At 70.0% G+C, this 17,323-nt stretch carries 18 protein-coding genes; 9 read left to right on the plus strand and 9 right to left on the minus strand.

The window, feature by feature from the left end; all coding sequences use genetic code 11:
- Positions 1-59: 59 nt before the first annotated feature.
- The 3 genes from BEK98_RS05465 (at position 60) to BEK98_RS05475 (ending at position 2,592) form a co-directional block, all read left to right on the plus strand.
- A complete protein-coding gene (locus BEK98_RS05465; RefSeq protein WP_094215234.1) occupies positions 60-1,316 on the plus strand; it encodes a DUF1266 domain-containing protein in 1,257 nt (418 codons plus the stop codon).
- A 94-nt stretch (positions 1,317-1,410) separates the two neighbouring features.
- Complete coding sequence (locus BEK98_RS05470; protein WP_094215235.1) at positions 1,411-1,974, plus strand: dihydrofolate reductase family protein; 564 nt, start codon at positions 1,411-1,413, stop codon at positions 1,972-1,974.
- A 78-nt stretch (positions 1,975-2,052) separates the two neighbouring features.
- Positions 2,053-2,592, plus strand: coding sequence for a GNAT family N-acetyltransferase (locus BEK98_RS05475; RefSeq protein ID WP_094215236.1), 540 nt, complete (start codon positions 2,053-2,055; stop codon positions 2,590-2,592).
- 314 nt (positions 2,593-2,906) lie between these two features.
- Here BEK98_RS05475 and BEK98_RS05480 read toward each other — a convergent pair whose 3' ends face one another.
- Both BEK98_RS05480 and BEK98_RS50810 read right to left on the minus strand, forming a co-directional pair.
- Positions 2,907-3,323 carry a peptidoglycan-binding domain-containing protein gene (locus BEK98_RS05480; protein ID WP_094215237.1) on the minus strand — a complete coding sequence of 139 codons (417 nt, stop codon included), beginning with the start codon at positions 3,321-3,323 and terminating at the stop codon, positions 2,907-2,909.
- Positions 3,324-3,402: 79 nt separating this feature from the next.
- The gene (locus tag BEK98_RS50810) at positions 3,403-3,789 is read right to left on the minus strand and encodes a peptidoglycan-binding domain-containing protein (protein ID WP_279635452.1); all 387 of its coding nucleotides are present in this window, start codon (positions 3,787-3,789) and stop codon (positions 3,403-3,405) included.
- 191 nt (positions 3,790-3,980) lie between these two features.
- Between BEK98_RS50810 and BEK98_RS05490 the strand changes: the two genes are divergently transcribed.
- Positions 3,981-6,848, plus strand: coding sequence for an AfsR/SARP family transcriptional regulator (locus BEK98_RS05490; RefSeq protein ID WP_094215239.1), 2,868 nt, complete (start codon positions 3,981-3,983; stop codon positions 6,846-6,848).
- A 69-nt stretch (positions 6,849-6,917) separates the two neighbouring features.
- Here BEK98_RS05490 and BEK98_RS05495 read toward each other — a convergent pair whose 3' ends face one another.
- The gene (locus BEK98_RS05495; RefSeq protein ID WP_094215240.1) at positions 6,918-7,322 is read right to left on the minus strand and encodes an ATP-binding protein; all 405 of its coding nucleotides are present in this window, start codon (positions 7,320-7,322) and stop codon (positions 6,918-6,920) included.
- Between the two features lie 235 nt (positions 7,323-7,557).
- Here BEK98_RS05495 and BEK98_RS05500 point away from each other — a divergent pair, with 235 nt between their 5' ends.
- From BEK98_RS05500 to BEK98_RS05515, 4 genes are all read left to right on the plus strand, one after another.
- Entirely contained in the window at positions 7,558-8,376 is an 819-nt protein-coding gene (locus tag BEK98_RS05500) for a helix-turn-helix domain-containing protein (RefSeq protein WP_425276590.1), read from the plus strand.
- 2 nt (positions 8,377-8,378) lie between these two features.
- A complete protein-coding gene (locus BEK98_RS05505; protein WP_094215242.1) occupies positions 8,379-8,585 on the plus strand; it encodes a DUF397 domain-containing protein in 207 nt (68 codons plus the stop codon).
- A 49-nt stretch (positions 8,586-8,634) separates the two neighbouring features.
- Positions 8,635-9,891 (plus strand): DUF1266 domain-containing protein, encoded by a 1,257-nt coding sequence (locus BEK98_RS05510; protein ID WP_094215243.1) that lies wholly within the window; start codon positions 8,635-8,637, stop codon positions 9,889-9,891.
- 231 nt (positions 9,892-10,122) lie between these two features.
- Entirely contained in the window at positions 10,123-11,466 is a 1,344-nt protein-coding gene (locus BEK98_RS05515) for a M14 family metallopeptidase (protein ID WP_094215244.1), read from the plus strand.
- A gap of 6 nt (positions 11,467-11,472) precedes the next feature.
- On the opposite strand, the gene BEK98_RS05520 is transcribed toward BEK98_RS05515, so the two are convergent.
- The 4 genes from BEK98_RS05520 to BEK98_RS48515 form a co-directional block, all read right to left on the minus strand.
- Positions 11,473-12,009 carry a hypothetical protein gene (locus tag BEK98_RS05520; RefSeq protein ID WP_094215245.1) on the minus strand — a complete coding sequence of 179 codons (537 nt, stop codon included), beginning with the start codon at positions 12,007-12,009 and terminating at the stop codon, positions 11,473-11,475.
- 67 nt (positions 12,010-12,076) lie between these two features.
- A complete protein-coding gene (locus BEK98_RS05525) occupies positions 12,077-13,642 on the minus strand; it encodes an AAA family ATPase (RefSeq protein ID WP_094215246.1) in 1,566 nt (521 codons plus the stop codon).
- A gap of 64 nt (positions 13,643-13,706) precedes the next feature.
- A complete protein-coding gene (locus BEK98_RS05530; RefSeq protein WP_094215247.1) occupies positions 13,707-14,258 on the minus strand; it encodes a hypothetical protein in 552 nt (183 codons plus the stop codon).
- Positions 14,255-14,608, minus strand: coding sequence for a hypothetical protein (locus tag BEK98_RS48515; RefSeq protein ID WP_143684076.1), 354 nt, complete (start codon positions 14,606-14,608; stop codon positions 14,255-14,257). Before BEK98_RS48515 ends, BEK98_RS05530 begins: the two co-directional genes overlap by 4 nt.
- Here BEK98_RS48515 and BEK98_RS48520 point away from each other — a divergent pair.
- Positions 14,589-14,813, plus strand: coding sequence for a hypothetical protein (locus tag BEK98_RS48520; protein WP_143684077.1), 225 nt, complete (start codon positions 14,589-14,591; stop codon positions 14,811-14,813). The genes BEK98_RS48515 and BEK98_RS48520 overlap by 20 nt on opposite strands.
- Before the next feature lie 19 nt (positions 14,814-14,832).
- Here the strand turns inward: BEK98_RS48520 and BEK98_RS50815 are convergent, their stop codons facing one another.
- Positions 14,833-16,743 (minus strand): hypothetical protein, encoded by a 1,911-nt coding sequence (locus tag BEK98_RS50815; RefSeq protein ID WP_279635453.1) that lies wholly within the window; start codon positions 16,741-16,743, stop codon positions 14,833-14,835.
- Between the two features lie 48 nt (positions 16,744-16,791).
- Positions 16,792-17,274: a hypothetical protein gene (locus tag BEK98_RS05545; RefSeq protein ID WP_094215248.1), complete on the minus strand. Its 483-nt coding sequence runs from the start codon at positions 17,272-17,274 to the stop codon at positions 16,792-16,794.
- Between the last annotated feature and the right edge of the window lie 49 nt (positions 17,275-17,323).

A 17,323-nucleotide genomic window follows, 5' to 3' on the forward strand; every position in this document is an offset into this window, starting at 1 on the left:
CTCCTCGGCTTAGAGAGAGGGCACACGGAACCCATAACGAACAAAGGACAGGGCGTCTGATGTCATTCGGTCCGTCACCCGCAGGTTTCGGGCCTGCCATATCGCCTACGTGGACACCGCCAACGGACATCGAGCAGGCGTTGTTCGAGGCCAAGTCGCGCGAGGACTGGCCTGCGTACTTCGGGACGCTTGCGCAGAGCAGGCTGTTCTTCGAGATACAGAAGGACAAGGCGGATGCCACACCCCCTGCCACGTACGCCGTCTTCGGACACGATCCGCGTGTCGCCGGCGGGCGGATCTGGGCCGTGTACACCGAGGGCATGCTGCCCGCGCCGGAGCCCCACCGGGTGTTCGACTGGAACCGCCTCGAGTGGTTCACCAAGGTGTGGCGGCCAACTGATCCGTCGATGATCGTGGTCAATCCGGGGAGTCCTTGCGAGGCCTTCCTTCCCTCGGCGCCGCCGCATTCGGCGACTTGGGCGCAGTACGGGGAGCGGGCTCCCGCTCGGAAGCGGTCCCTGCGGCTGCGTACCCTCCGCGTCGGCGGCCCGCTGCACGGCTCCGTCGCCCACGGCCTCGCCTGCGGCGCGCTCCTGTGTGTCAGCAACGGCTCCTTCTGGAACTCCATGGCCTGGCACGGCACGGGATATCCAGGTGAGCGGACACGGCTTCGCGAATGGTGGGGCATCACCACCCGCGAGGAGTGGCAGTACTACCTGCGCGACCTCCTCGCCTGCGAGCAGCACAGCTCGGTCTGGGATTTCGCCCTCGGGCTGCGCCGGACCATCGCTCGGGATTTCGGCGGGCACGTCGATACGGGGTACTGGCGGCAGGCCGCCGGCAACCTCATCCGGGCCAGGTCCGAGGGTTCGATCGTGGTGTCCGAGGACGGCGTCACCAGGACCGACCCCCGACCCGAGTCCGAGGTCGAGGCCCGCGTCGAGGGTGTGCAGCGGCTCATCGGGCGTATCACCCGCTACGAGGCCCGGATGCGGGCCGACGGTGTGCTCGACGAGAACCGGTACGTGTCGTCCGTCGACGCCTGGGATCTCGGGCGCGCCTCGAAGATGGCCCGGTGGGGGCTGGGGGCGCGGTTCGGCACCCTCGCGGAGGCCGAGTCCGCCGTCATCCAGGCGGGGCGGACCGCCTCTCATTCCTACAAGTCGTGGCAGGACTTCTCCGCCGGCTACATCCTCGGGCGCTGCCTTCACTTCGATGAGGAGGAGTTCGGGGACTGGTATCAGGACATGGTCGAGGCCCATCGGATCCTGATGTCCGATCCCGGGAGTCCTTGGCTCAACATCCCGTTCCGGTGACGGTCTCGGCGAACAGCTCCGCCGCGCGAGTCGCGATGAGTCCTGCGGCGTCCGGCGGTCGTACTGTCGAACCCGTCACCGAGGAGGACTTCTGATGCGCAGCGTCACCTATTCGATGAGCATCTCACTTGACGGCTACATCGTCGGGCCGGACGGCGGCTTCGACTGGACGGTGCCCGACGCGGAGGTCTTTCGCTTCTGGATCGACGAGATTCGAGAGGTCGGCGTCCACCTGTTGGGCCGACGGCTGTACGAGACGATGCTGTACTGGGAGACCGCCGACCAGAATCCATCGCTCGACGACTCAGAGCTCGAGTGGGCCGCGCTCTGGAATCCGCTCCCGAAGGTGGTGTTCTCGACCACGCTGTCGGCGGTACAGGGCAATGCCCGCTTGGCCTCCGGCGGCCTGGCGGAGGAGATCGAGCGGTTGCGAGCCGAGCCGGGGGAGGGTGACATCGCGATCGGCGGCGCGACTCTCGCCGCCGAGGCGGCCGCGTTGGGTCTGATCGACGAGTACCGGGCCATGGTCTACCCGGTGCTGCTGGGCGGTGGCATTCCGTTCTTTCCCCAGCGCGAGCGCCGGGTGGATCTCGAACTCGTCGAGACCCGCACCTTCAGCTCGAGAGTCGTCTACCTCCGCCACCGCGTGACGCGCTAGGTGCTGTTCGGGGTTCGGACCCAGGTGGAGTCCATCGTTTCCCGTTCGGTTGGTTTGACCACCTGTTAGCGTGCGCGGATGGAAGATCTGGGACCCGTGGCCTGGCCGCCTGCACCGATCAGGACCGAGAGGCTCGTGCTCCGTGAGCCCGAGAGCCGGGACCGTACGACGTTCATCGAGCTGCTCGCCTCGCCCGAGGTGCACACCTACCTCGGCGGCCCCCGACCGCGTGACGAACTTGAGCGCGAGCTGCCCGGGGCGCCCGAGCGGTGGCCCGGGAGCTTCGTCGTCGATCTCGACGGGTCGATGATCGGCCAGATCCTGCTCAGGAGAGCAACGGGGCACCGTCGCCCGGCTGCCGCGGGGAAGGCCGATCTCGGCTACCTGTTCCTGCCGCGGGTGTGGGGATTCGGGTACGCCTACGAGGCGTGCGCGGCGGCACTCGGCTGGCTCGCCGACGCGCTTCCCGGCGAGCCGGTGGTGCTCACCACCCAGACCGCCAACGTCGGCTCGATGCGTCTCGCGGCGAAGCTGGGGTTCACTGAGGTAGAGCGGTTCGAGGCCTGGGGCGCCGAGCAGTGGCTCGGCATGCGGTCCCCGGTCACGCCGTCCAGTTGAGATGGTGACGGAACGGTCGGGGAGTACCCGCCCATCCACGCGCGAGCGGTCTGCAACCGCGACTTGGCCGCGTGCATGCCGGGCGTCACCTCTTAGCCGGCTCGTCCGCCGGGCCCTGGGAAGAACGGGCCAGCCGACGTGAGCGTCTCGGACGTCTCGGTCGTCTCGGTGTGAGGACGCCCGGGCCCCGGTGTGGGGTCCGGGCGTCGTCGTATGTGCGGCTCCCTCGACGGACACATTCAGCCACGACACTCGCGGAGGCCGAGTCCGCCGTCATCCAGGCGGGGCGGACCGCCTCCCGGACTTGCGAAACCTCAGAGGCGGGCGCAGGTCGCGCCGACGCCCGGGGAGGCGTACCAGCGCCAGGAGACCTTGCCGCGGGTGTCCGGACCGTAGACGCCGTCGGGGTAGAGGCCGGTCTGGGACTGGAGGGTTCGTACGGCGGCCACGGTCTGCCCACCGTAGACGCCGTCGATGCCGCCGGTGTCCAGGCCGTGGCAGATGACGAGGGCGAGCTGAAGGGCCTCCACCGCCTCTCCGCTGGAGCCCTTCCCCATCAGGCAGGAGGTGGAGCCACCGCTGGTGGCGGGCACCAGGGTGTGGTAGCCGCCCCGGTCCACGCCGATGGTCGTGGTGCACCAGCCGTCGGCCGCGGAGGCAGTGGGGGCGAGGCTGACCATGCCGCCGAACACGGCTGCGGCCGCGCCGATGGCGGCAAGCGTGCGCTTCATTTCTTCTGTTCTCCGTTGCTGGTTCAGGAGGATGCTGGAGGTGTTGGTGGCCGGTGGGCCTGGTACTGGGAGCTGCCGCCTACATGAAGCTGCACGTCACGTCGCCGTCGTTCCAGTAGTACTGCCAGAAGACGTGCATCCGGGTGTCCGGGCCGTAGATGCCGTCGGGCTCGAGCCCGACGCGGGATTGGATCGTCCGTACGGCGGTCTCGGTCCTGGCGCCGTAGACACCGTCGACGCCTCCCGTGTCCAACTCGTGGCAGTTGACGAGCGCGCGCTGCAGCTCCGCCACCGCCGACCCGCTGGACCCGCGGCCCATGATGCAGGAGGTCGAGCCGCTGCTCGTGGCCGGCTGGATGAAGCGGCCGGAGTCCTTCCACACGGACGTCGTGGTGGTGCACCAGCCGTCCGCCGCGCCCGCGGAAGGCGCGCTTCCGATCAAGCCCATGATGGACACGACGGTCATGCCCAAAACAACTAGAGCGCGTTTCATACGCTGATTCCCCCCAAGCACGCGTATCTGGCGTCGAGCCGCCGATGTCAGACTGCCGGGCATCGACAACAGACGGACAACAGCAGATCAACAGCGCCCGGGGCGCCGACCACCAGGAAAGGGAGGGCGCTGCTTAGCATGTGACGAGGGGTAAGGGGGGTGCGATGCCGACGTTCGGACTGCTCGGTCCGCTGATGGTCCACGACGGGATACAGCAGCGACCGTTGGGAGCCGGCAAAGTCCGCGTTCTGTTGGCGGCGCTCCTGCTTCACCGCAACCGGACGATATCGAAGGACGGCCTGAAAGAGGCTCTGTGGGGGCCCAACCCCCCGGCGACCGCCGACGCCTCCCTCGCCAACCACGTGGCGCGACTGCGACGGCAGTTGGCGTCTCTTGGTGACGATGCGCGACGGCTCGCGGCGGAGCCGCCCGGATACCGGCTGCATGTCGGCGACGGGGAGCTCGATGTCGACGTCTTCGAGGCCCATGTGAGCGCCGCCCGCCGGGCGTACCTGCACCAGGACTGGGACACGGCGGCACGCCGGAGTACTGACGCCATGGCGCTGTGGCGCGGGCAGCCGCTGGCTGACATTCCCGATTTCGCGGACGCCGAGCCGCAGGCTCGGCTGGTCCAGCAGCTTCTCGAAACCCGGCTCCAGGTCCTGGAGTGGGGGTTCGAAGCGGCCCTCGCTCTCGGCAGGCACCACGAGCTGGTCCCGCAGCTGACGGCGCTCGCCTCCGAGCACCCGCTGCGGGAGGCGTTCCACCGCCAGTTGATGCTCGCCCTGCACCGCTCGAACCGGCAGCCGGATGCACTGCAGGTGTACGTGCGGCTGCGCCGGAGCCTGGTGGAGGAACTGGGCGTCGAGCCGTCCGCCACTGTCCGGGCGACACACCAGGACGTACTCGCCGACGAGGGCACCGCCGTTGTGCCGACGCCCGCGTCCGCCGCCATCTCCCCGCCCGAACGTCGGCCGTTGCGCCAACTTCCCGCGGACGTTGGTTATTTCACCGGCCGGGACAGGGAGATCTCCACTCTTACAGCGCTGCTCCGCCCGGGCGCCGACGCCGGGAGGCAACCACTCGACCGCTGCCCCCGACCGGTCGTCGTCTCCGGAATGGGCGGCATCGGCAAGACGTCCCTGGCCGTCCATGTCGCGCACCGGCTGCACGAGGACTTCCCGGACGGCCAGCTGTACGCCGACCTGCGCGGCTTCAGCCCAGGCCGGGAGCGCAGCCCCCGCGACCTGCTCGCACGGTTCCTGTCGGACCTCGGAGTGCGCGCGGAGTCCCTCCCCGATGACACGGACGACTGCGCGGCGCTTTTCCGTACGGTCATGGCGGAACGCCGGATGCTGCTGGTGCTCGACAACGCGCGAGATGCCGCTCAGGTCACGCCGCTGCTGCCGGGCAGCGGCAGCTGCGGCGTGGTGGTCACCAGCCGCCACACCCTCGCGGACCTGCCGGATGCCACGCTGGTTCCGCTGACGCCCCTCGATGCCGATGCCCAGGAGACGCTTCTGGCCGCACTCTGCGGAAGCATGCGCGTACTGGAGGAACCGGCCGCCGCCGCCGACATCCTGGCTGTGTGCGGCGGGCTGCCGCTGGCGTTGCGCGTCGTGGGTGGCAGGCTGGCCTCCCGGCCGGCATGGCCGCTCGCCCTGCTCGCGCGGCAGTTGTCGTCCAGCTCCGGCCGTCTGCGGGAACTCAGCGTCGGTGGTCTCGACGTCCACGCGACGTTCGCCATGAGCTACGTCGCCATGCGCGACAGCGAGAAGCCCCGGGAGCGGGCGGCCGCCCGAGCCTTCCGTTTGCTGGGACTGTGGCCCGAGCATGAGCTGACACCGCATTCGGCGGCGGCGCTGCTCGGCCTCCCGGTGCGGGAGGCCGCCCGCCTGCTGGACCTCCTGGCCGACGTCCACCTCGTGCAGTGCCCGACGCCCGACCGGTACGCCTTCCACGATCTTCTCGGCGAGTACGCCGCCGAACGAGCCGCGGCGGAGGAGACCCCGCGGGAGCGGGCGGACGCCTCGCTCCGGCTGCTGTCCTGGTACGTGGCGGCGGTGGAGAAGGCATCGAGGGTGACCGTCGGTGAGACCCAGCCGCCTCCCCCGCTGGACGAGCAGCCGGACGAACCCGTTCCGGACTTCGGGGACGCCCAGCAGGCGCTGCGGTGGTATGTGCGAGAGCTGCCCGCCATCCGGCAGGCAATCGGCAGGGCCGGTTCCCTCGGCCGCTCCGACGTGGCCTGGCGCCTCGCCGTCGGTCTGTTCGGGTACGCGGACACGTACTGGTGGACCGGCGAGTGGGACACCTGTCTCCAGGCCGCCCTGGCCATCGCCGTGGAACGTGACGACACCGTGGGGCAGGCCTGGCTGTACCGTCGTCTCGCCGTCGCGCACGGCATGGCCTACCGCAACGACGAGTGCCTGGAAAACCTGCAGATCTCCCTGAACCTCTTCGAGCGGGCCGGAGACATCACCGCCCAGGCATCGATCCTGGGCAACATGGCGGCACTCCACACTCAGGCCGGCCGGGCGGAAGAAGCCCTCCTCTACGCGTTGCGCTCGCAGGAGCTGTACCGCCGGACGGACAACCCCGGCAGCGAAGCCCTCGTACTCGGCAGGATCGCCGACGCACTCCAGCTGGCCGGGGACTTCAGCGGGGCCGCGGAACAGCACCGCAGGCGCATCCCGCTGCTGCGGAGGCAGGCGCGACCCACAGCACTCGCCACCGGCCTGACGAACTACGGCTCGGCGCTGCAGAACCTGGGCCTGCGTGACGAGGCCTTCGCGGCCCTGGACGAAGCCATGGCCATACGCCGTCAGCTGGGCGATCACGGCGGCGAGGCGGACTGCCTGGCGGCCACCGCCCGGGCCCACCATCACTTCTCGGAGTGGGAGGCCGCCCGCCGCTGCTGGCACGCGTGCCTCGACCTCGCGCGCGCCCACACCCTGCCACAGCGTGTCCAAGAGAGCCTGGACGGCATCGCAGCGCTGGAACGGGCCTGCACGACCGGCGCGCCGACGTGAGACCCTCGGCTGGGGAAACGGCACGTCCAGCACCGATCCGGCGCAACGCCTCGTGAGACGAGCCCACCATCACGCCGCCCCCAGCTCACACCACACGAACTTCCCCCGGTTGCCGAACCGGGCCGAGGGCTGCCAGCCCCAGTAGTCAGCACAGGCCCTGACCAGCGCCAGGCCCCGCCCCTCCTCCAGCTCGGCGACCTGCTCCAACGGTCGCGGAGGCTCCGGCGGCCCGGGGTCCGTGTCCCACGCCCCGATCCACACCACCCCCTCCGGGGAGCGGCGCACCCTGAGCGCGGCCGGACCCTTCGTGTGCCGTACCGCGTTCGAGACCAGCTCCGTCGCGAGCAGCTCCGCCGTGTCCACCAGCCCGACCAGCCCGTGCAGCGTCAGGATCAGACGCAGGGTGCGACGACAGACGGTCACCGCTCTCAGGTCGTTCGGGATGTACAGGGTGTAGTCCCAGGTTTCGGGCATGGCTCAACTCCGTTCAGAAGGAGGGGATTTCACGCACGGTGGCATTGCCGCAGCCGTCATGGCAGGACGGCGCGGTGCGCTTCCGCTGCGTGTACGTCGCATCACCGACGGTAGACCTTAGAATTAAGAGCAAGCAAGGCGATCCCGTAATCTGACCCCGAACGAGGTGCATGGACAGGCGCGTTGAACCAAGGAGCGGTCGATGGGGACCAAGCGTGAGCCCACAGCGCGTCAGATGCGGCTGGCCGTGGAACTGCGCAGGATCCGCGAGGCAGCAGGGCTCAGCTCTCGCGAGGCTGCGGCTCTGCTCGGCGTGAACTCCGTTCAGATCAGTCAGATCGAGGCCGGCACCTCAGGAGTGAGTGAGCAGCGTCTGCGTCGCATGGCGGCCAACTACGCCTGTGCGGATGGAGAGTTCATCGATGGGTTGGTGGCGATCGCCACTGACCGGACGCTGGGCTGGTGGGAGGAGTACCGAGGTCAGCTGCCTACGCCGTTCATGGATCTGCCCGAGCTGGAGCATCACGCCCGCTGCCGGTGGGACGTGGAGTTCCTGCACGTCCCGGGGCTTCTCCAGACCGCGGACTACGCTCGGTCCCTCTTCTCGTACGTGAACCCGGAGTTTCCGCAGAGCGATGTCGAGCGGTGGGTTGATCACCGGATGAAGCGCAGGGTCATCATCGAGCGCCCGGACCCGGTCCCGTACGAAGCGGTGATCCACGAGGCCGCACTGCGCATCAGGGTCGGCGACCGATCCACGGCACGGGCTCAGCTCACCCGCGTCCTGGAACTCTCCGAGGCCGACCACGTCACCGTGCGCGTAGTCCCCTTCGAACTGGACGACTTCGGCGGGGCCGGAAGTGCGATGGTGTACGCGAGTGGCCCCGTCCCCAAGCTGGACACCGTTGTCCGTGACGGCCCCGGCGGCCCGGTCTTCATCGATGCCGAAGCCCAGCTCAACCGATATCGAACGCTCTTCCGTAGGGTAGAGGCAGTGTCACTCGACCCCGATCGTTCGCGTGACTTCATTCACCGGCTGTCGAAGGAGCTGTGAGCATGCCGACCCCCGACACCTGGCAGAAGTCCTCCTTCTCCGGTGGCGGCCAGGGCGATGCCTGCGTCGAAGTCGCAGACCTGGACGCCCACATAGCCATCCGCGATTCCAAGGCCCCGGCCAGAGCAACCCTCACCTTCCCACCCGGAGCCTTCACCCCCTTCATCGAAGCCCTGAAGACGACGGTCCACCCGCGTCACATAGCATGACCAGGCAAGTCAAGTCGCCTTAGAAGGCCATAAGTTGAACAGGGCAAACATGTCGTTCGGTCCGCCACCCGCAGGGTTCGGGCCTGCGACGCCGCCGACCTGGACGCCGCCGACAGAGATAGAGCAGGCGCTCTTCGAGGCCAAGTCGCGTGAGGACTGGACGGGCTACTTCGACACCCTCGCACGGCATCACCTCTACTACGAGATACGGCGCGACAAGTCGGATGCCGACCCGAGCAAGGTCCATCCCCTCTTCGGGCACGATCCTCGGGTCGCCGGCGGTCGCGTCTGGGCGGTGTACACCGAGGGAATGCTGCCCGCGCCGGAGCCGCACCGGGTGTTCGACCGGAAGTCGCTCAGGTGGTTCGCCCAGGGGTGGGAGCCCACGGACCCGCTGTGGCTCGTGGTCAATCCCGGCAGCCCCTGCGAGGCTTTCCTCCCGTCCGCGCCGCCACACTCCGGGGCCTGGGGGCAGCACGCCGAACGGATCGGCGTGCCCTCGTGCAGTCCGGCGCTGCGCTCCCTCCGGGTCGGTGGGCCCCTGCAAGGCGCCGTGGCCCATGGACTGGCCTGTGGTGCTCTGCTCTTCGTGAAGTGCGGGCACTCCTGGAACGCCATGGCGCATCACGGCCACGGGTACCCCAAGGAGCGCAAGCTGCTCGAGGAGTGGTGGGGCGTCACCAGTCGCGAGGGATGGCAGGAGCAGCAGCGCGCCCTGCTCGACCCCGACGGCGCCAACCCCGTCTGGGAGTTCGCCCTCGGGCTGCGTCGCACCATCGCTCGTGACTTCGGCGGTCATGTCGACACCGGCTACTGGCGTGACGCGGTTGCGCGGGTGCTGCGTGGTCGGTCGGGCGGAGAGATCGTCATCACCCCGGACGGGGTCACCTCCACCCCCACCGTCCCCGAGGCGGAGACCGAGGCCCGCATCAAGGGCGTCCAGGCTCTCGTCGGGCGCATCACCCGCTACGAGGCGCGCTTCCGGGCCGACGGCATCCTCGACGAGAACCGGTTCGTCAGCTCCGTCGACGCATGGAACTTCGGGCGGGCCTCGGGTATGGCTCGCTGGGGTCTGGGAGCCCGGTACTGCTCACTGCCGGAGGCCGAGTCCGCCGTCATCGAGGCCGGGCGGGCCGCCGCGCGGTCGTACAAGTCCTGGCAGGACTTCGCCGCCGGGTACATCCTCGGGCGCTGTCTGCACTTCGACGACGAGGAGTTCGGCAGCTGGTACACGGACATGGTCGACGTCCATCGGATTCTGATGTCCGACCCGGGCAGTCCCTGGCTCACCGTGCCCTTCAAGTGACGGCTGCTTCGGCGCATTCCCGCCGTAGTCGCTTTGACGCACCCTTGACCTGACCATGCCAACGCTTCACCATGAGCGCCAGCCCCGCACAGCGGCCCCACAGCAACACGCGCCACGACCCCGCACAGCGCAACCCCGCACATCGCACCCCGCACGTCGCACTGAAGCACCCCCCAGCTCCACTCCCCACTTCCGGCGACCCCGGAATTCCTGGAGACCCAAGGAGAGTTCATGCGACTTCGCATCCGCGCCTCCGGCGCGCGCGGCGGCAGACGTACCGCCGCACTCGGCGCGCTGCTGGCCCTCGCCCTCGCCGCCCCCGTGTCGGCCACCGCCACACACGCCACCGCCGAGAGCGCCCGGAAGGCTCCCTCGTCCGGTGAGGACATCCGGCAGTACGAGATCCATCAGAGCACCAACCCCGTGACCCGTACGGCCATTCAGCAGGCCGGCGTCACCGTCGACGAGGCCGACGAGGAGACCGTCGTCGTGTCCGGGCGGGCCGAGCAGATCGGCAAGCTGCGGAAGCTCGGGTACGACGTCAGTCCGCTGGGTGCCGCGCCCCAGCGATCCGGGGCCCGGCTGTACGACTTCCCGAGCGCCGACTCGAAGTACCACAACTACGCCGAGATGAACGCCGAGATCGACCAGCGGCTCGCCGCCTACCCGAACATCATGAGCAAGCGGGTGATCGGGAAGTCGTACCAGGGGCGGGACATCGTCGCCATCAAGGTGAGCGACAACGTCGGGACCGATGAGAACGAGCCGGAGGTGCTGTTCACCTTCCATCAGCATGCTCGTGAGCATCTGACCGTGGAGATGGCGCTGTATCTGCTGCGGGAGTTCGGCGCCGGGTACGGGAGCGACTCCCGGATCACGAACCTCGTCAACAGCCGGGAGATATGGATCGTCCCCGATCTCAACCCGGACGGCGGCGAGTACGACATCGCCACCGGGTCGTACCGGTCGTGGCGGAAGAACCGGCAGCCCAACTCGGGGTCGTCGTACGTCGGGACCGACCTGAACCGGAACTGGAACTACAAGTGGGGCTGCTGTGGCGGGTCGTCGGGGTCGACGTCCTCCGAGACCTACCGTGGTTCCGCCGCCGAGTCCGCGCCCGAGGTGAAGGTCGTCTCCGACTTCGTGCGGAGCCGGGTCGTCGGGGGCAAGCAGCAGATCAAGGCCGGGATCGACTTCCACACCTACAGCGAGCTGGTGCTGTGGCCGTTCGGGTACACGTACTCGGACACGGCCACCGGGATGACCGCGGACGACGCCGCCGCCTTCAAGGCCGTGGGACAGAAGATGGCCGCGAGCAACGGGTACACGCCCGAGCAGTCGAGCGATCTGTACATCACCGACGGGTCGATCGACGACTACCTGTGGGGCGTGCACAAGATCTTCGACTACACCTTCGAGATGTATCCGACATCCAGTTCGGGGGGTGGGTTCTACCCGCCCGACGAGGTCATCGAGCGGGAGACGTCCCGGAACAAGGATGCGGTGTTGCAGCTGCTGGAGAACTCCGACTGCATGTACCGGTCGATCGGGAAGGCCGACCAGTACTGCGGCTAGGCCTGGCTAGGCCTCCTCGAAGTACGCGTCGAGGACCGCGTCCAGCTCGTCCTCCCACTCCTTGAAGCGCGCCCTGGCCGTCGCCTCGATCTCGATCGGGTACCAGCGACGGTCAGGGGTGTGCACCGTGATGGTGAAACGCTTGCCGAAGCGGGGGGACTCCGTCTCGACCGCGGCGATCTCGTTCCAGCGGAACTCGCACTTCTCCTCGTCCAGGCTGAGACGGACCCCGCGGTGGTCGGCGACGAACTTGGCGCGGCGGTCGGAGGCCTCGAAGACGGGGCCGTCTTCGGGCGCCGCCTTCTCTTCCTCCGGCTCTTCCTCCGGCTCTGCCGGTGCCTCGGCCGTCTCCGCCTTCGCCTTCGGCTCAGGCTCCTCGGCGGGCTCCGGTGCCGTCGGCTCCGACTCGGACTCCGGCTCCGGTTCCGGCTGCGACTTCGCCGCCGGTCCGGTGATCCCGGGGATGAAGGCCGGGTCGAATCCGGCGCCCGTCACGGGCTCGCCCTCGACGGGCTTGCTGCTCGATCCTATGCGCTGCTCCACGGCGGCAGTATGGACGACATTCCTGTGCCGGAACCAGTCAGCCCACCGATCCCTGGGGTCACATGCGTCATTCGTCCATGAAGACGATGCGTCGGGTCCGGCCGCCGTCCCCCGGCACCGGCGTCACCGCCGCCCGGCCCGCAGGTACCGCGCGTTCGCGGCCCCAGGCCCGGATCTCCTCGATCTGCTCGGGGTTGCTGACGCTGAGCGGGCGTACCTGGGCGAAGGTGTCCATGACGTACGAGTCCTTCAGCTGGGCGATGCCGCCGCGGCGCACCGCCTCCTCGGCCACGTCGTGCAGGGCGGCCTCTATGTCGGAGCCGGCGAAGCCCTCGGAGAGGTCGACCAGGCGGTCGAGCTGCTCGGGGGTGGGGTCGGCCTGGAGGTAGCGATGGTGGTAGATGCGGATGATCTCCTTGCGGTCCTGGGCGTCGGGCAGGTCCACGAAGAAGAGTTCGTCGAAGCGGCCCTTGCGCAGCAGTTCCGGGGGGAGGCTGCGGATGTCGTTGGCGGTGGCCACGACGAACGCGCGGGACTGGGACTCCTGGAGCCAGTACAGGAACTGGCCGATGATGCGCTGCGGGACGCCGGACATGTCGTCCCGTCCGGCCAGGCCCTTCTCGATCTCGTCGATCCACAGGACGCAGGGGGCCACACGGTCGGCCATCGCCAGGGCCTCGCGGAAGCGGCCCTCGGACTCGCCGAGGTACTTGCCGTGGATGCTGGCCATGTCGAGGCGGTAGAGGGGCAGCTGCCAGTCGTGGGCGATGGCCTTGGCGGAGAGCGACTTGCCGCAACCTGGGACGCCCACCAGGAGGACTCCGCGCGGCGGGCGCAGGGCGGTGTGGCGCAGGTCGCGGGAGATCATGTCGTGCTTGCGTTCCAGCCAGGTGCGCAGGCCGGTCAGGCCGCCGATGGCGTAGTCGCTCTGCTTGAGGTGGACCCGTTCCAGGCCGGTGAGGTCGCTGAAGATGCGGTCCTTGGCCTGGGCGAGGCCGAGGACGTCCTCGCGGCGGATGGCGCCCTTGGCGGCGATGGTCGCCATGAGGTTGACGCACTCGGCCTCGGTGACGCCGTTCAGGAACTCGGCCGCGCGCCGGGCGTCCTCCTCGGTCCACTCGATGGGGATGTGGCCGTGGTGGTCGCCGAGGAAGCCGCTGAGGATGCCGTACATCTCCTCGGAGTCGGGCAGGTCCAGGCGCAGGCTCATGCCGAGGCGCTGCAGGCCGCTCCAGATGGGGGTGTCCGTGATCAGGACGATGCTGCCCATGTTGCTGTCGGCCAGGCGGGCCAGTTCCGCGAAGTGGCGGGTGACCGGGGTGTCCGACTCGAGTTCGTCGGGGTCGACGAAGACGACCGTGGCGTTGGCGCGGCTGCCGAACTGGGCGGCCGCGAAGTCCATCGCGCCGGCGAGTGAACGGTCGTCCTGCACGGACGCGTTGGTGCGCAGGTCGCGCAGGCCGGTGGCCCGGGTGTAGATCCAGAACGGCATGCTGCTGCGCCGGGACTGGGTGGCCGCCTCGCGCAACAGGCGCAGGGCGCGCTGCTGTTCGATGGTGCGCATCGCGATGACCGGGACGCGGGCGGAGATGTAGCTGTCGAGGTGGCTGAGGCTCTCGGCGTAGTTCGACATGCGGGCCTTCTCGGACCTTCTTCGAGGCGGGACGGATCGGGACGGGTTGCGGGCGGACCGCGCCTCAGTCGGGCACGATGCGCCGTCGGGGCGGTGCCGCCGGGTCGTACGACCATGCGTCCCCGGCCGGTCGTACGGTCAGCGTGGCGGTCAGCGCGTTGTCCCGCAGGGTGCGGCGGCGGCGCTCGACCAGGCGGGGGTCGGTGCCGCGCCGGATCTCGGCGTCCAGGTTCCGCTCCAGCTGGGCCTGCACCTCGGTGATCTGGTTGTCGACCAGCTCGGTCAGCCGGGTGCGCAGGGACTCCGGGAGGCCGGGGTGGGCGGCCAGCCCGCGGATGCTGTGCAGACCGGTGCGGGCCTGGGCGAGTTCACGGCCCCAGCTGAAGTCGTCCCGGGACTCGTTCAGGGCGCGGACCAGGTGTTCGGCCCAGGCGACCAGGCGGGTGTTCAGGGCGCTGGTGAGGTGCTCGGTCAGCCGGGCCCAGGTGTCGCCGTCGTACTGCTCCTCGGCGAGCGCGGGCAGCACGCCCGGGTCGGCGGGCTCCAGGGCCGCCCAGCGGCGCAGGAAGCCGACCCAGGCCTGGTAGGGGCCGCCGTCGCCCCACAGACCGCTCATGCGGTGCTGCCCGGCCGGCGTACGAGGGTCTCGCCGGGCGGCAACGGCTCCCAGTCGGGCAGCCCCTCCACAACCCGCCGAAGCCTGCTGGTGACCCGCTCCTGCTGCGGCCGACGCTGCGCGGCCCACGGCGAGGACTGGGCACGACCGGAGTCGGCGGAGGCGGCCCAGGGGGAGGCGGGGCCGGTGCCGCTGGGCTGGGCGGTGTGGGGGGCGATGCCGCCGGCGGCGGACTGCGGGGCGGCGGTCCAGGGAGCCGCCGGGGTGGCTCCTTGGGGTGCGGCGCCGCCTGCAGCGGACTGCGGGGCGGCAGCCCAAGGCGCCGCCGGGGTGGCCCCTTGCGCAGGCACCGCGGCTCCCTGGCCCGGCACCGTGGCCCCGGGCTGCCCGGTCGCGGCCCAGGACCGCTGGGCCGCGGTCGCCGACGGGCCTGCCGTGCTGCTCCCTGGCGGCGGCACCGTCCCCGCCTCGGGCGACGCGGGGCGCGCGGCGTTCGCCCACGGCGACTCGTCCGGCGCGCTGCCCTGCGCGGGCGGCGTCGGTCCGGGCTGGTGAGCGGGCGGCGGTGGCGTACTCATCGGGCGCTGTCCTCCTGGGACTCGGACGAGTTCTCCTGACCGGCCTTGGCCTCCGGCCCGGACTCCTTACGGGACGACGACGCGGACGCGGACTGCCAGGGGGCGGCCGGAGGTACGGCGTCTTCCTGGGCCGAGTCCTCGGGCGCGTTCTCCTTGCGTACCGTCCGCCCCTCGAACGGCGAAGCACCCCCGCCCGCCGTGGGCAGCGTGGCGATCAGTTCGCGGACCTTTGTCTCCGTCTGGTCGGCGGAGGTGAACTTCTCGTACCAGTCGGTGAGTTCGGCGGAGGCGCCGCGTAGCTGGTGCAGGGACTCCGTCTTGGCGCGGGTCAGGAGTTCGCGGGCCGCGTCCTGGGCGCGTTTCGCGGTCTGGGCCTGGTTGCGCAGGATCAGGCCCCAGACCAGGGCGACGATGGCCGCGGAGCCGATCGCGAAGAGGGGGAAGCTGCCGGCGAGGAAGAGGAGGATGGCCGCGACGACGCCGGCCAGCGGGGCCACCTTCTTCAGCCACGGGAAGGCGAGCGCGTCGACGAACGGGCCCGTGTAGCGGTCCCAGTGGTCGCTGAGGGACTTCTCCAGGGTGGCCAGGGGCTGGGTGAAGGAGCCGACCCAGGTGGGGAGTTGGAAGAGCTGCGAGCCCACGGAGTGCGAAGTGGCGAACTGGGCCTGGACGTCCTGCGGTACGGCGGCCCGGTAGTCGCGGGTGTGGGCGGCGTGCGCCTGGCGGAACCACTCGTGGCAGGCCGCGACGGAGAGCCGCTGGGTGGCCGGTGAGGTGCCGATGGCCTGCGGGTTGAGCGCGGCCGTGGTCTGCACGGTGAGGTAGTCGAGGGTCTCCTCGTACGAGGCCGCGTCCGCGTCGGCGGTCTTGCGGGCGGAGGTGAGGTCGCCGTCGTGGTCGACCACCGCCTGGTTGAAGGCGAGGTCGCGGCGGAGCGGCAGCTCCTCGTTGTCGTACTCGGAGACCAGCCGGTCGAGGATGTCGTCGACGGCGTCCTCGATGCGCTCGGACGGCTGGAACTCGCGTTCCATGATGGCCTTGTACTTGTCCAGCACGGGCTGCTGGCCGCGCGCGGAGGAGAGCACGCCGTCGAGGGTGAGCCACTGCGGGGACAGGGCGGCCAGGCGCGGGAACTCGGCCGCCTGGGACGGACCGCGTAGGGACTCCAGCTCGTCGCGCCAGCGCCGGACCTGCTTGGCCTGTGCGTCGGCGCTGTCCATCAGCTGGTTGCGCCACTCGGCGAGGGTACGGTCCAGCAGCTCGCGGCCGACCAGTCCGAACGCGCCCTGGGCGATGGCCTCCAGGATGACCGCGAACTCGCGGCCGAGCGCGGCCGGGTCCTGGGCGAGGAGGTAGTGGCGCAGCCAGCGTACGGCGCCCTCCGCACGGCCCTGGCGGCGCAGGACGAGCGCGAAGAACAGGGAGGTGCGGTCGGGCGAGCGGCGGAACGCCTCGTCGACCGCGCGCTCGCACAGGGTGCGGTCGTCGGCGGACCAGGAGGCTAGGGCGACCAGGGCGGGGGCGAGCCAGTAGCGGGGGGTCTGGAGCATCAGCTGGTCGCCGACCATCCGGACGTTGTCCTCCGACACCAGGCCGATGTCGAAGGCCTGGAGCATGCCGACCGCGGTACGGCGGACCGTCTTGTGGTGGCCGAACTCGTGGTCGATCTTGTCCTCGATGGCCCCGATGCGGGTCTCGGCGCGCTGCACGTTCGCGGTGGCCTGCGCCTGCTGGACGAAGGCGAGGAACTCGTCGCGCAGTTGCTGGAGTTCGGTGCGGGTCTGGTGCTGGTTGGCCTCGACGGTGGAGACCTGGCCGGAGACGGAGCCGACCTGTTCGCTGAGTCTGATGACGAGGTTGCTGACCTCCTGCACCTGGCGGCGCAGTGTGTAGTCGACCTCGGACATGCGGAACTCCGTTCGAGTGCTGCGGGGTGAGCGGGCAGGGGTCGGGGGTCAGGGGCGGACGACGGTGCCGTCGTCCAGGACGGGCAGGATCAGGCCGTCGTCGTAGACCTCGACGTAGGCGTAGCCGCCGGAGCGGGCGAGCATGCGGGCGGCCGAGAACGGCTCGGGCATCGGCTCGGCCGGGGCGAAGTGCCGCACGATGACGTGGAAGAGGTTGAGCTGGTGGTCGACGTACGGCGGGCCCAGATAGCAGCGGGCGACGAAGCCGAGCGGCACCGAGCCGTACGCCGTCGTGTACTGCTCGCGGACCCACTCGGCCAGCGACCGGCAGGCCTGCTCGTCCAGTCCCGCGTCGAGCCGGCCCACGGCGTCGAGCAGCTTCCGGGAGCGCGCTGTGTACAGCTCACGGCGCAGGGCGGCGGGCGCCGGGTTCGCGGGCGCGGCGCCCCGCTGGGCGCCCAGGCCCGGCTGGATCCCCGGACCCTGCTGTGCCGACTGCACGATACGGCGCGGCCGTTCGGTGTTCCCCATGTGTCCCCCGAGAGTCATGGGTGGTGAGCGGTTGTGCGATGCACGGAAG

It is taken from the genome of Streptomyces diastatochromogenes (genome assembly GCF_002242805.1).
Classification (GTDB): domain Bacteria; phylum Actinomycetota; class Actinomycetes; order Streptomycetales; family Streptomycetaceae; genus Streptomyces; species Streptomyces diastatochromogenes.

What these genes read in the sequence shown, in the direction of transcription:
- BEK98_RS05545 (WP_094215248.1), bottom strand. Translation starts at nt 17,274, where the DNA reads ATGGGGAACACCGAACGGCCGCGCCGTATCGTGCAGTCGGCACAGCAG.
- BEK98_RS05500 (WP_425276590.1), top strand. Translation starts at nt 7,558, where the DNA reads ATGCGGCTGGCCGTGGAACTGCGCAGGATCCGCGAGGCAGCAGGGCTC.
- BEK98_RS05475 (WP_094215236.1), top strand. Translation starts at nt 2,053, where the DNA reads ATGGAAGATCTGGGACCCGTGGCCTGGCCGCCTGCACCGATCAGGACC.
- BEK98_RS05490 (WP_094215239.1), top strand. Translation starts at nt 3,981, where the DNA reads ATGCCGACGTTCGGACTGCTCGGTCCGCTGATGGTCCACGACGGGATA.
- BEK98_RS05480 (WP_094215237.1), bottom strand. Translation starts at nt 3,323, where the DNA reads ATGAAGCGCACGCTTGCCGCCATCGGCGCGGCCGCAGCCGTGTTCGGC.
- BEK98_RS50815 (WP_279635453.1), bottom strand. Translation starts at nt 16,743, where the DNA reads ATGTCCGAGGTCGACTACACACTGCGCCGCCAGGTGCAGGAGGTCAGC.
- BEK98_RS05465 (WP_094215234.1), top strand. Translation starts at nt 60, where the DNA reads ATGTCATTCGGTCCGTCACCCGCAGGTTTCGGGCCTGCCATATCGCCT.
- BEK98_RS05505 (WP_094215242.1), top strand. Translation starts at nt 8,379, where the DNA reads ATGCCGACCCCCGACACCTGGCAGAAGTCCTCCTTCTCCGGTGGCGGC.
- BEK98_RS05510 (WP_094215243.1), top strand. Translation starts at nt 8,635, where the DNA reads ATGTCGTTCGGTCCGCCACCCGCAGGGTTCGGGCCTGCGACGCCGCCG.
- BEK98_RS05470 (WP_094215235.1), top strand. Translation starts at nt 1,411, where the DNA reads ATGCGCAGCGTCACCTATTCGATGAGCATCTCACTTGACGGCTACATC.
- BEK98_RS50810 (WP_279635452.1), bottom strand. Translation starts at nt 3,789, where the DNA reads ATGACCGTCGTGTCCATCATGGGCTTGATCGGAAGCGCGCCTTCCGCG.
- BEK98_RS05525 (WP_094215246.1), bottom strand. Translation starts at nt 13,642, where the DNA reads ATGTCGAACTACGCCGAGAGCCTCAGCCACCTCGACAGCTACATCTCC.
- BEK98_RS05495 (WP_094215240.1), bottom strand. Translation starts at nt 7,322, where the DNA reads ATGCCCGAAACCTGGGACTACACCCTGTACATCCCGAACGACCTGAGA.
- BEK98_RS05530 (WP_094215247.1), bottom strand. Translation starts at nt 14,258, where the DNA reads ATGAGCGGTCTGTGGGGCGACGGCGGCCCCTACCAGGCCTGGGTCGGC.
- BEK98_RS05515 (WP_094215244.1), top strand. Translation starts at nt 10,123, where the DNA reads ATGCGACTTCGCATCCGCGCCTCCGGCGCGCGCGGCGGCAGACGTACC.